The 12,804-nt window shown below is 34.4% G+C and carries 9 protein-coding genes; 3 read left to right on the top strand and 6 right to left on the bottom strand.

Translation table 11 applies throughout. The features are described from left to right. Nucleotides 1-4: 4 nt before the first annotated feature. Complete coding sequence (locus tag ACP7AV_RS06395; RefSeq protein ID WP_426091219.1) at nucleotides 5-1,330, bottom strand: TolC family protein; 1,326 nt, start codon at nucleotides 1,328-1,330, stop codon at nucleotides 5-7. After that, nucleotides 1,320-1,946, bottom strand: coding sequence for a TetR/AcrR family transcriptional regulator (locus ACP7AV_RS06390; protein WP_426091218.1), 627 nt, complete (start codon nucleotides 1,944-1,946; stop codon nucleotides 1,320-1,322). Before ACP7AV_RS06390 ends, ACP7AV_RS06395 begins: the two co-directional genes overlap by 11 nt. 457 nt (nucleotides 1,947-2,403) lie before the next feature. Here ACP7AV_RS06390 and ACP7AV_RS06385 point away from each other — a divergent pair, with 457 nt between their 5' ends. Further along, entirely contained in the window at nucleotides 2,404-2,958 is a 555-nt protein-coding gene (locus tag ACP7AV_RS06385) for a C40 family peptidase (protein WP_426091217.1), read from the top strand. 439 nt (nucleotides 2,959-3,397) lie between these two features. On the opposite strand, the gene ACP7AV_RS06380 is transcribed toward ACP7AV_RS06385, so the two are convergent. Further along, nucleotides 3,398-4,459 carry an alkaline phosphatase D family protein gene (locus ACP7AV_RS06380; RefSeq protein ID WP_426091216.1) on the bottom strand — a complete coding sequence of 354 codons (1,062 nt, stop codon included), beginning with the start codon at nucleotides 4,457-4,459 and terminating at the stop codon, nucleotides 3,398-3,400. A 301-nt stretch (nucleotides 4,460-4,760) separates the two neighbouring features. On the opposite strand from ACP7AV_RS06380, the gene ACP7AV_RS06375 reads away from it, so the two are divergent. Next, on the top strand, nucleotides 4,761-7,229 hold the full coding sequence (locus ACP7AV_RS06375) for a zinc-dependent metalloprotease (protein WP_426091215.1): 2,469 nt from the start codon (nucleotides 4,761-4,763) through the stop codon (nucleotides 7,227-7,229). A gap of 90 nt (nucleotides 7,230-7,319) precedes the next feature. Here the strand turns inward: ACP7AV_RS06375 and ACP7AV_RS06370 are convergent, their stop codons facing one another. Further along, on the bottom strand, nucleotides 7,320-8,738 hold the full coding sequence (locus tag ACP7AV_RS06370; RefSeq protein WP_426091214.1) for an adenosine deaminase: 1,419 nt from the start codon (nucleotides 8,736-8,738) through the stop codon (nucleotides 7,320-7,322). Between the two features lie 418 nt (nucleotides 8,739-9,156). On the opposite strand from ACP7AV_RS06370, the gene ACP7AV_RS06365 reads away from it, so the two are divergent. Further along, nucleotides 9,157-10,695, top strand: a complete 1,539-nt coding sequence (locus tag ACP7AV_RS06365; RefSeq protein ID WP_426091213.1) for a SulP family inorganic anion transporter — start codon at nucleotides 9,157-9,159, stop codon at nucleotides 10,693-10,695. A 189-nt stretch (nucleotides 10,696-10,884) separates the two neighbouring features. Here the strand turns inward: ACP7AV_RS06365 and ACP7AV_RS06360 are convergent, their stop codons facing one another. Beyond that, nucleotides 10,885-12,147 (bottom strand): NAD(P)/FAD-dependent oxidoreductase, encoded by a 1,263-nt coding sequence (locus tag ACP7AV_RS06360; RefSeq protein WP_426091212.1) that lies wholly within the window; start codon nucleotides 12,145-12,147, stop codon nucleotides 10,885-10,887. A 63-nt stretch (nucleotides 12,148-12,210) separates the two neighbouring features. Next, complete coding sequence (locus tag ACP7AV_RS06355; RefSeq protein WP_426091211.1) at nucleotides 12,211-12,732, bottom strand: GNAT family N-acetyltransferase; 522 nt, start codon at nucleotides 12,730-12,732, stop codon at nucleotides 12,211-12,213. Between the last annotated feature and the right edge of the window lie 72 nt (nucleotides 12,733-12,804).

The following is a 12,804-nucleotide window of genomic DNA, read 5'->3' as shown; positions in this document are numbered from 1 at the left end:
ATGATTATTTTTGAGCTAGATTGAATGATTGTGATAATTGACCAGTTACGGAGAGTAACTCGTAGTATTTTTGGATGGTATTGGCTTTCGCCAAAGCTTTACTGATTTTTGAATTTAGTTGTTCCACATCAGCTTCGAGCAGATCATTAGTGTCCGAAAGTCCATTGTCATATTTGTCTTTTACAATTCGGTAATTTTCACTCGCTTGGTCTTGTGCTTCCTCGTAAACAGTGGTTTGTTTTAAAGCTAAATCGTAATCTTCAATCGCTTTTTGAACTTGAACTTTAATATAATCCGTTAAAAGAGCTTCAGAATTTTGTACTTCTAAAAACTTATTTTCTGCAAGTCGGACCAAGGTTCCATTTTTCAGAATAGCACTTAAATCATAAGAAATTCCAACACCGATATTCATCGCATTTTGAACAGTGATGACATTGCTCAGGTTTAATGCGGTATATCCACCAATGATTGCAATTGCCGGATAATACGACCCTTTTGCTATTTTTATATTCGCTTCACTTGCTTTTCCCTGATACCGAATAGCTTCTAAATCCTTACGATTTTCTAATGCCGGCAATTCATTAATTGGGATATTTATCATTTGGAAATCAGCAAAATCATCTTCCCGAATTTCCAGTTTGGTGTCTGGATTTAATTTTAAAAGTGTAACCAAATAAAAGTTGATTACTTTTAAATTATTATTCGTTTCATCTAACGATAATTGTATTTTCGAAGCTTGTAATTTAGATTTTAACAGATCATTTCTAGGAATGATTCCGTTTTTTTCGAGTTCTACAAAATCTTTAACACGTTGCTTGGCGCTTTTTTGGTTTTCTTTCAGCAGCTCAATTGTTTTTTGTGCTTTGTATAAACTGGCATAATATTCAATCACCCGCAAAGCAATTTCCTCCTTTGTTTGAGCAGCAGTAGCCATTTCAGCTTCGTAAAGATTCTGATATGCTTTGATGCTGTTTTGGATTTTAAAACCAGAGAAAACAGGAACACTGGCATTCAATTGGCCCACCATTAATTGATTGACAATGGGAAGCTGCTGGTCGCTGTTATTTTGATTCAGTTTAAAATCTACCGATGCATTTGCCAATCTTTGGTATTGTCCGGAGAGTTTCAAATCAGGATATTGGTTGTTTTTTGTAGATTGCAATTCGTATTTTTTGGTTTTTACTTTCGTATTGGCCAGCGTAACTTCATTGCTTTTGGTCCAAGCCAAATTAATGGCTTCGTTCAATGTTAAACTTGTTTTTTCTTGTGCTTCTATTGATGAAATTCCAATAAAGAAAATCCCAAAGAGCATGAATTGACTAACTTTCATATATCAGAAGTGCTTTTATAGTTTGTTGTATGTGCTTGGTCAAATTGGTTTTGATATAATTGTTATATAAATCCTCCGTTTTCAAGTTCAATAAATTTTCGAAGAATGGTTTGTTCATGTGAAAATGAAAGAAAGTACCCAAAATGGTTGGTGTAATGAGCGGAATAATTACATCTTTTCTGAAAATGCCTTTAATCTGACCTTCTTCAATAATAGTTTCAAGGGATTTTAGATTTCCTTTTTTTAATTCAGAAAAAGCCTGTAAATTTTGTTCTCGTTTTTTGGAAGTGAATTCGAAATGTAAAATTCTGTAGATACCTCTGTTACTGTTAATTCTATTGATGTAAAGTTCAATTAGTTTGTTTATTTTTTCAATGGGTTCCAGATCTTCTTTTAAGAGATTCTCTAATTGATTTTTGAGGTCGGAAGTTCTATATATAATAAGCGATTCCAACAAACGTTCTTTAGAACCAAAGTAATATGAAACCATGGCAATATTGATTTTTGCCACTTTAGCTATGTTTCTAATGGAAGTACCATCAAATCCTTCCTCTGCAAAAAGTATTTCGGCAACTTCGAGGATCTGAATTTGTTTGTCGTTAAAAATACTTTTCAATGGAATCAAATTTTTTCAAGAAACAAAACTAAACAAGCGTTTAATTTAAACAACTGTTTGGTTTTTGTTTAACATAATTTTAACATTGAATAAAGCGTGACATATTATTTTTTTTTTGATACTTCAATTACATCATTCATAAAAAAAATAAATATAAATCTAACGGCTACTATTAATACGGGTGGTAAAAATAAAAAAATTTGATTTTAACGTTATTTATTAGCATGTAATAATTCTTTCTATTAATTACTTAAAATCAGCACTTACATTTAACGCGAAATCCTATAAATTAGACATTTTATACGGCTTTCCAAATGTATTATAGGATCGACAATCAATATTCAAAGAACTTAAAACTTATAAAACTCTAAAACTTTTTTCATTATATTTGACACAGATAATCCATTTATTTTACTTCAAATAACGATACACAATGGGTTAATTTAATTTTTTCAATATGAAATTTAAAAATAAAAACACCATAAAATTGACATTGTTCATTGGTTTATCGCTACTTGTTTTAGGAAGTATTGCGTATGGTTCATCAAAAGCGGGTGGATTTTCATCTCAAAGAAGTGAAACCATTGTCTACGACTCATTAGTAGATCCAATTGACAATAATGGGTATTTGGGAGATAAGATTGTGAATTTCGGAATGGGATTATTAGGAACACCTTATGTTGCAGCGGGCTGCAGCAAGAATGGTTTTGATTGTTCCGGATTTGTTTATTTTGTCTATAATCATTTTAAAATTCAGGTTCCGCGCAGCTCTTCGCAGTTTAATAATTTTGGTAAAGAAATCCCGATTGACGATGTAAAAAAAGGTGATATTCTATTGTTTTTGAGTCCTACCAGAAATGTTATTGGGCATATTGGTATCGTATCAAATCCAAAAGGAATGGAAAGTGATTTTATTCACTCCACCTCAGGTCGTGAAATGAAAGTGGTTGTAACAAGTCTAACAAAGCCCGGCTATAAGCGTAGATTTGTGAAAGCAATACGTGTTTTGTAATTTTATTATTTTAAGAAAATAGTAATCTAAAATCTATTTTATTATTATTAAAAATGATTCGATTTGCATTCTAGTTATACTATTCGTAGAAAATACATCAATAATGGTGGCTTCATGGTTAATTAATGTAAAATGATTTCCTCTTATTAAAGTAATCAAACTATGATTGGTTATTCCAAAACGAAAATATTTCCCTTCAATTTCTAGTTGATGATATTATACAGTTTCTTTATTGTCAAATAGACTTTGTGTCAAAACAAATAATGAATTGGTAATCGATTCGAAATTTTCTATTCTTTTCTTAATATCATTATTCTTTTCAGTAAGATATAATTCGATGAGATGTTTCTGTTTTCTTTCATAATAATTTACTACCACAATTATAAACTCTATTCAATTTGTATTTCTCAAATATAATCGAATAATTCTAGCAAAAATGCTACTTTTTAAAACTAATTTCATCCAGCCCAATCGTGTATTCCGCACGTTGGTTGTCGTTGACATCCCAAATTTCCATTTTTATTTTTGGGATTTTGTTTTTCCAGTCTATCGTTAATAACCCAAAATGATTTTCCATAATTGGACCTTCAATTCTGTTTTTGTTGGGTGTCGCAAAATGCCAGGTTGAAGAGAGTCCGCTGGAGGTAAAATCGTAAATAGGATACAATCCCGGTGCCGTAAGTTTAGAAATTTCAGCATAATGCACATCTCCGGTTAAAAACAAAACGCCGTTTGCTTTCGTTCTCTTGATGAGATTTAAGAATCTTTTTTGCTCCAGCGGAAAATTAGCCCAACCTTCATAGCCGTTGTATTCAATTCCAAACTGAGACCCGGAACCAATTAGTCGAATATCAGCGGGTTTTTGTAATTCTGCTTCCAGCCAGTTCCATTGCGCAGTTCCTAAATAAGTGGAATCTGGGTTTTGTAAAGGTGCGTAATCCAAAGAGTAGAAATACCGTTTATCATCCCTAACTTCTCCATTGTATTTCTTGTAATCATCCCTGAAAGTGCGGTTATCCAACAGGATTATCTGTACTTTTTTACCTTTATTTTCATACATATTGGACGTGTATATCCCGTCGTGTTTTCTTCTTTCAGAACCTGCAGGTTCATCAAAAAACTTTAAGAATAGTTCTTTTGATTCCTCCTTTTTGGGATAATGCCGACCCGCATCATTTTGACCGTAATCGTGATCGTCCCAGGTAGCAATGATGGGTACATTTTTTTTCAAATTTTGAAAAGTAGCTTTAGCCGCCAATCGATCGTATTTGGCTTGCAGTGTGTTCATATTGTCCGTATCTCCGTAAATGTTATCGCCCAGAAATACAAATAAATCCGGTTGGTGTTTTACCACAACATCAAAAATGAGTAATGGATTATTTTGGTTCGAACACGATCCAAAAGCAATTTTTGAAATGTTCTTTTGCGAGAAACCATTCCATGAGACTAGTATGAAAGCTACTAAAAAAAAGGTTTTTTTAACGATATTATTTTGAATCATAATTTGATTTTTAGTGTTTTAAAGTTTCTAAATAAAAGGGAAGTCGTCTCCAAAAGCATTACCAGTTTCAATAAAATTTAAATGCTGACCGCAATAGATCGTATAAATTCAAAAAAAAAACGTATTTCCAAATGTAATAAAAAAAGGAAGCTAATAAAATGAAGCTAAAAACAAACTGCAGTTCAAACCTCCTAAAAAGTCTGGAACGTTTGTTAATTAAAAGTTAAACCAATGAATATTATTTAATTTGCTTGAGCTAAAATATATTTTTGATATTGATTAACCATTAAATATCCAGTAAATGAAGAAATTTTTCATTTTAACAGCAATTGTAGCAACAATGCTTGTGCCTACCAACCAATTTGCACAATCCAAAAGAAAAAGAGATAAAAACGCCGCTGTAGTTCCGCCATCGGAAAAGAAACCGGAAGCCACCATCAAGGAATACAGTAAGGTAATTACTAAAGATGCCGTTTCAGACGAAGGCTTATTTACGGTTCATAAAGTAGATAAAAAATATTTCTTCGAAATCCCAAATAAATATTTAGATAAAGACATGCTTTTGGTAAGTCGGTTGTCTAAATTGCCTTCAAATTTAGGCGGCGGATACGTAAACGCTGGTTCCGAAACCAATGAGCAACTGATTGTTTGGCAACGTTTTCAAGATAAAATCCTTATCAAATTAAAGTCGTTCAGCGCTGTTGCCAATGACAGTTTACCCATCAGTATTTCAGTGAAATCCAATAATTATGAGCCTACATTATTCGCTTTTGATATCGTAGCATTCAGCAAAGATTCTGCAAATACGGTGATTGATGTATCCAAATTTTATGGCACCGATGTAAAATCAATTAGTGGTTTATCAGGTGAAATGAGAGAAACTTATAAGGTAAAAGGACTGGATGAAACCCGAAGTTTTATCAATACAATGAAAAGTTTCCCCATGAACATTGAAGTAATTCAGGATTTCACCTACAACGCGTCAAAACCGCCGGTTCAGGCAGATTCAGAAACAATCAGTATCCAAATGAATCAATCGATGATTTTATTACCTGAAAAACCAATGCAACCCCGATTGGCCGATCCGCGAGTGGGGTGGTTTACGATGAATCAAATTGATTATGGAAGTAATGAATTAAAATCCGACAGTAAAAGCTATATCCGCCGTTGGAAATTGGAGCCAAAAGATCCTGTCGCTTACGCAAAAGGCGAACTCGTGGAACCCATAAAACCAATTGTTTATTATTTAGATCCTGCCACGCCTGAAAAATTGCGAAAGTACATCAAACAAGGAATTGAAGATTGGCAAAAGCCTTTTGAAACGGCTGGTTTTAAAAATGCGATTATCGCGAAAGATCCCCCAACGAAAGAACAAGATCCTGACTTTAGCCCGGAAGATATTCGGTATTCCGTGATTCGTTACGTGGCCAGTACGACACGTAACGCGGTTGGACCAAGTGTTTCTGATCCTAGAACTGGAGAAATTATCGAAAGTGACGTAATTTGGTACCACAACCATTTGCGGTCGTACCGAAACCGTTATTTGTTAGAAACTGGAGCAGCAAATCCTTCGGCAAGAACATTAAACACAAGCGATGAAGAAATGGGTGAAATGATGCGTATGGTTATCGCGCATGAAGTGGGACATGCTTTAGGTTTTCCTCACAATATGGGTGCAAGTTGCGCTTATGATACTGAAAATTATAGAGATGGAGCCTTTACTCAGAAAAACGGAATCGCAGCAAGTTTGATGGATTATGCCCGTTTTAATTATATCGCTCAACCCGGAGATAAAAACGTGCGTTTCATTCGCCAGATGGGACCTTACGATCATTATGCTACGAATTGGGGATACAGATTCATTCCAAATGTGACTTCTCCTGAAGCAGAAGTACCCACATTAGACAAATGGATTATGGAAAAAGCGGAAAATCCTATTTACAAATTCGGGAAACAAAGCAGTAATTTTGATCCAACATCACAAACCGAAGATATTGGAAATAGTTCGATGAAAGCGGGTACTTATGGCCTTAAAAATTTGCAATATGTAGCGACACATTTACCGGAATGGACTAGTGATGTAACTAATAATTACGAAGATTTAGATGAGCTGTACAAAGAAATGCTGGATGTTTGGAGCAGATATGTTGGACATGTAGTGACCAATGTTGGAGGTGTTTATGAAGCTACAAAAAAGCCAATCCAAAAGGGAAGTATTTATGATATTGTACCAAAAGCAAAACAGCAAGAAGCGATGCAGTGGTTGCAAACTAATGCTTTTGCTTCTCCAACGTGGTTGGTGAATGTAAATACATTAAAAAACATTGATTACGCTGGTTACACCGAGCGTTTCCGAAATGTACAATCCAGACATTTAAATAGTGTGTTGAGTTTTGAACGTATTGGTCGATTGATGGATGCCGAGATAATGGGAACGGCAAATTACAAAGCCTTGGATTTATTAGGTGATATGCGTAAAGGAATTTGGAAAGAGGCTAATTTGCCATCGAACGTGACTATTTACAGAAGAAATTTGCAACGGGCGTACATCGAAAGAATGGCTTATCTTATGAAAGAAGAAATCAAGTCCGGTAGTGCTTCTGACTATTATAATGTTGCGCAATCAGATTTGAGAGGATTAGTGAGAGGTGAGTTGAATGCTTTGAGAATCACTTTGGCAGTTGCTAAAACGAGAGCTGTAAATGCAGAAACAAAATACCATTATGAAGATGCCATCAAAAGAATTGAGTTAATCTTAAACCCGAAATAATGGCAATTCAGGAGATTATATTTACGCAAAAATCCGCTTTCGAGCGGATTTTTGGGTTTTGTAAAGTTGACCTTATAAAAAGAATGCGGTTTATTTCATTGGAAAATTAGCCTCAAAAGCTTTAAATCTTGAGTCTAAATCTTTTAGTAATTGCTTTTTTACGACAGCTTCTTTTATAAAACTGTAATTGATGCTATTGTACACATATTGTTTAATATCCGTATAGGAAACGTTTTTGTATCTTTTGGCTAACAAAACATATTGCTCCGTCATGTTGGTGCGTAAAATACCTGCATCATCGGTACTGATTACGATAGGAACGCCAAATTCTTTGTACAAGGTCAAAGGATGACGGCTTTCTTTTACTTTCAAAATGAATTCGTTGCTCACTAAGTTAATTTCAATAGGAATGGTTTTCTTCGCCATATAACGCAATAAATCATACGAATCTTTCTCATACGCCATATCTACTCCGTGACCGATGCGATTGGCTCCTGCAGTATGAACAGCTGCGCCTATGTGCCAAGTCAAATCTTCCGGTTGCACCAAACCAAGAGTCAGTTCGCCGGCATGCATTGAGTATTTTACATTTGGATAACGAGAATGGCAATATTTAAACATTACCATGTGCAACCAATAATCTTTCATCGAAGTTGCGCCGTCTTCGGGAGAAACAATGTTAACTCCTGCCATTAGAGGACTTTCATCGGCCGAAATGAATGCAATTACCAAATTTTTGAACAAGTCTACGGGTTCCATGAAACGCAGTACAAAATTTTGATAGCGCATCGTAAATTGCTTACCATCAATTTTAAGGTCCTCGTGAAGCTTTGCCACAAAATTGGTATTAAATACTGCAGCGTAGGAATTAGCATCTTTTTTTAGTAAAGAATTGTAAACAGAATCCAATGATTTTAGAATAGCTTTTTCGTCTTTTAACAATGCTAATTTTCGCAATCGGGAATTAAATTCTGTCAAATCATCAGTGTTCATTGCAGTTGGAATCGTTGATAATTGTGTTTCAATATAACTGACATTTTCTGAAATGGCTCTGTTTTTAAGTTCCAATAATCCTTGTCCAAAATTCCCTTTGATAGCTGGTTCAAACTTCATAAACGATTCGAAAAACAGCTTATCTGATGGGTAATCCACATGATTATAATCTTTTACAGACCATTTTTGCATGATTTTTTGTTTGTAAGCGTCCAATGTACCGTTGCTTTTCAATGTCGAAAATAATTGCCAGTTTCCGGTTCCTGGTTTTTCTTTTAACACGTCCATCGTTTCTGTATTAAGATAAAAATCGTCCGTAATAGCGCGTTCCAATAAAGGCTCAGCGTAAATAGAACCCGAAAAATGATGATGTAAATCGCCTCCTTTTGGCATTTGCGAGAAGAAAGCAGTTAGTGCTGCTTCATTGTTTCTGATCTTTTCAAAATAGTCATTCGTTGATTGCGAGTAAGTAGAGTTTAAAAGAAGAGCGAAGAATAAAGTATAAAGTAATTTCATATTTTTTTTTTGGATCGATAATGTTAAAGTACTTTTTTAAAAAAAAGTCCTAAATTATGCCAAAATTAAGCAATTTCGTTTTCTATTTGGTATAGCAATAAAAAAGTTTTATTTTTGCACCTTATTTATGGAAAACAGTATTCATTTTATCTCCGTTACGCCGCCTTGATTTATAGTCTTTAAATTGAAGGATATCACTTAAAAATTTGCATTCAATTTTTTGAAGACGCTTTCTACATATGGAAATGTCTAATCAATACATTTTATGAGCAGTAGCAGTATTTATTTTAGTACCGTTACCACGACTATTTTTTTAGATTTTTTAAATTTAAAGATAATTCCTAAAGCATTTTATTAATTTTTTTAGATATGATTTCAGCAACTGAAATTGAATCACACATCCTATTTGAATTTTTTTATGAAAAAAGTATTTAATTTATTTGATTTATCACAAAAGGTAAATTACAAAACAGAAATTTTAGCTGGTTTGACAGTTGCTATGACGATGATTCCGGAATCCCTATCATTTGCTATTCTCGCAGGTTTTCCACCGTTAATGGGACTGTACGCTTCTTTTATAGCTGGTTTTATTACGGCAGTATTTGGAGGCAGACCCGGAATGATATCAGGAGGAGCAGGAGCAACGGTAATTGTTTTAATTGCCTTAATGAAGTCAAATGGTCTAGAATATGTTTTTGCAGCGGTTGCTTTAGCAGGTATTTTACAAATTTTAGTGGGCGTTTTTAAATTAGGCAAATTTATCAGATTAGTGCCTCATCCCGTAATGTTTGGTTTTGTCAATGGATTGGCAATCATTATATTTATGTCTCAATTGGAACAATTTAAAATGGTGGTCAATGGAGAAATCACATGGCTTACAGGAACTCCAATGCTGATTATGGCAGGTTTGGTTGCTTTAACTATTGGAATTGTTGTATTTCTGCCAAAATTAACAAAAGCAATCCCATCATCGTTAGTAGCCATTGTAGTTGTATTCTTGTTGGTTTTTTTATTAGGAATAGAAACAAAAACCGTGAAAGATATTGCCTCTGTAAGTGGTGGTTTTCCTCCATTTCACATTCCGAATATTCCACTTACATTAGAGACTTTAAAAATAATTTTTCCTTATGCCTTAATTATGGCTGCAGTCGGATTGACCGAAGGCTTACTGACCTTGAATTTAGTCGATGAAATCACTGAGACTCGTGGTAATGGAAATAGAGAATGTATTGCACAAGGGAGTTCTAATATTTTGAATGGCTTTTTCTTTGGAATGGGAGGTTGCCCAATGATAGCACAAACATTGGTTAACTTATCAGCAGGATCTAGAGCCCGTTTATCTGGTATTGTTGCTTCATTAACAATTCTAATAATTATTTTATTTGGTGCTCCGGTAATTGAACTATTACCTATGGCTGCTTTGGTTGGCGTGATGATTATGGTTGCCATAGGAACTTTTGAATGGGCGAGTTTGAAAATATTTAATAAAATGCCCAAAAACGATGTTTTTCTTGTGATTTTAGTTGCTTTAATTACTGTTTTATTGCATAATCTTGCTTTGGCTGTTTTGATAGGCGTAATTATTTCAGCTTTGGTTTTTTCGTGGGAAAGTGCTAAACGAATTCGCGCAAGAAAATTTATTGATGAAAACGGGGTGAAGCATTATGAAATATACGGGCCTTTATTTTTTGCATCTACGACTGCTTTTACTGAAAAGTTTGACGTGTTAAATGATCCAAATGAAGTTATCATCGATTTTAAGGAAAGTCGAGTTTCTGATATGTCAGCAATTGAAGCATTGAATGTTATTACAAATCGTTATCACAAGCAAGGTAAAAAAGTACATTTACGCCATTTGAGTAGCGATTGTATAACGTTACTTAAAAATGCAGAAGCCATCATTGATGTAAATATTATGGAAGATCCAACGTATAAATTAGTGATTGATCGACTTTAATTTCAATAAGCGTAATAAAAGTTTAGTTCTGGAACTTCCAATTGTATCGCTTCATGGAATGTATAATAATTAAAAAACTATGCCACGACTCTCACAAATCCGCGAAAATTTATTCGTGTTGATATTTGAGATTGGTGGCAAGTTTGTTAAATGATATAACTTGGCAGACTTTTATTATAAAATAACAAACTATATTTTCATCGCTTCGGCAGCTAATCGTCCCGTTTTTAGAGCGGCATTGATAGAACCATTTAGCAAGTTGTCTCCGCAAATAAATAGCGTATCCGAGATTTTTATTTCAGAGACAGCGATTTCATTTCGTACACTTTCTTGAGTTGGCAATGCATATTCAATGCGATACGCCCTTAGCATTTTCCACGAATTTACTTTTTTCCCGTACCATTGTTTCAACTCTTGCTTCATGTTTTCAGTTAAAGTCGCGTCATCAACAGTTGGGATTCCATTGTAGGAAACGGAAATAAGCACTTTCCCTTTTGGCGCATACGCTCTGGAAACATTTGACATTACAGTCAAATTATTCACCCATTTTTTCTGACTTGAAGCATTTAAAATAACGACCGCTTTTTTAGTAGGCGCTTCAATGGCTTCAAAATAAATATTGGTTACCTGATGCGAAGTCATTTTTTGCTTCGGAAAGTATTTTTGGGTCAAGGCATTGGCGGTCGTAGCCAAAAGGATTTGGTTGGCTTCAAAAACAGTTCCATCTTCAATAGTTATCTTATTTCCATCAATGGCTGTCACTTTGGTATGGCATTGAATACTGCCTTCTGGAAGCATAGCGACTATTTGTTTGGGTATTTCTTCCATTCCTAAAGCAGGAACCGCTACATCGCCATCTGAAAACATTTTCATTACAAAATCGAACATTCTACGGGAAGTTTTCAATTCATTTTCCAAAAAGATACCGGAAAGAAAAGGAGCGTAAAAGCGTTCTATCATTTTTGCGCTAAAACCATAATCGGTCAGTTGCTTGAGAGTCGTTTGCTCCGGTTGTTCGAAAATTTCGTCAATCGTTAATTTTTGCAGTTTATTTTTTAACCAAAGAGTATTGATTTTGTCTTTTAGAGTGCCAACGGGCGCAAAAAGTGTTGCAAGTGCAGCAGATGGTCTTCGGAATGGATCTGCAATTTCAAAACTGCCTCCGTCATAAAGCACGGTTGCTCCGGGTAACATTTTTTTTAGTTGTAAATCATTATAATTAAGTAGAGCTCTTGTCTCAGGATATGCCGTCAAAAGGACTTGGAAACCTCTGTCGAAAAGAAAGCCTTCATGTGAATCGGTTTTTATTCTTCCGCCCGCGCGATCACTAGCCTCCAAAAGGAGAACTTTTCGATCTTGACGATGCAAATGAACAGCCGCAGCTAATCCCGCTAATCCCGCTCCCACAATAATTACATCCTCTTTCATAGTTTTTGATAATATTTGATACAAAAATAAGCCAAATAGGGATTTAGAATTGCTTATTTAAGTGACAATTTAAAATTTGATTATTGTTTACTGTAATCCAAATTGCATCAATAAATCGGTTTGCTCGTCGTTACCCATTATAAAAACGTGTTTATCAAATACAAAAAACCCATTTTTAATATAAAATCGGAGTGCTCTGTGATTTTCTTCCCACACACCGAGCCAAACAGAATCAACGCCAGAACTTTTTGCGATTTTTTTTACCTTGTCAAGCAAAAGCTGTCCGATATTTTTTCCATGAAATTTTTGCAGAACATAAATCCGTTGCACTTCTAAAGCATTTTCGTTTATAGATTCCGTTTGGGCATCGCCAAAGTTTATTTTCAGATATCCCACTGCTTCTGCATTTGAATAGGCTACATAAAACTGAGAATTATCATTGTTTAATTCATTTTTTAATTGTTCCGAATTGAAATTTTCTTTTACATAATTGGCAATGTTTTCAGGCGTATTTACAGCGGCAAAAGTCTCTTTAAAAGTATGGATGCTTATATTTTGAATTGTTTCCAAATCTGATACTGTTGACTTCCTAATTTCAATCGTGTTCATAATTATTTATTGGTATTTTACAACTCAAAAATAATTAAATTGGCGAACAATTTTCAATATCTATTGCACTAT

The organism is Flavobacterium sp. DSR3-2, assembly GCF_049896525.1.
GTDB lineage: Bacteria > Bacteroidota > Bacteroidia > Flavobacteriales > Flavobacteriaceae > Flavobacterium.
This window is presented reverse-complemented; position numbering and strand designations above follow the sequence as displayed.

What these genes read in the sequence shown, in the direction of transcription:
- ACP7AV_RS06395 (WP_426091219.1), bottom strand. Translation starts at nt 1,330, where the DNA reads ATGAAAGTTAGTCAATTCATGCTCTTTGGGATTTTCTTTATTGGAATT.
- ACP7AV_RS06375 (WP_426091215.1), top strand. Translation starts at nt 4,761, where the DNA reads ATGAAGAAATTTTTCATTTTAACAGCAATTGTAGCAACAATGCTTGTG.
- ACP7AV_RS06380 (WP_426091216.1), bottom strand. Translation starts at nt 4,459, where the DNA reads ATGATTCAAAATAATATCGTTAAAAAAACCTTTTTTTTAGTAGCTTTC.
- ACP7AV_RS06370 (WP_426091214.1), bottom strand. Translation starts at nt 8,738, where the DNA reads ATGAAATTACTTTATACTTTATTCTTCGCTCTTCTTTTAAACTCTACT.
- ACP7AV_RS06385 (WP_426091217.1), top strand. Translation starts at nt 2,404, where the DNA reads ATGAAATTTAAAAATAAAAACACCATAAAATTGACATTGTTCATTGGT.
- ACP7AV_RS06355 (WP_426091211.1), bottom strand. Translation starts at nt 12,732, where the DNA reads ATGAACACGATTGAAATTAGGAAGTCAACAGTATCAGATTTGGAAACA.
- ACP7AV_RS06365 (WP_426091213.1), top strand. Translation starts at nt 9,157, where the DNA reads ATGAAAAAAGTATTTAATTTATTTGATTTATCACAAAAGGTAAATTAC.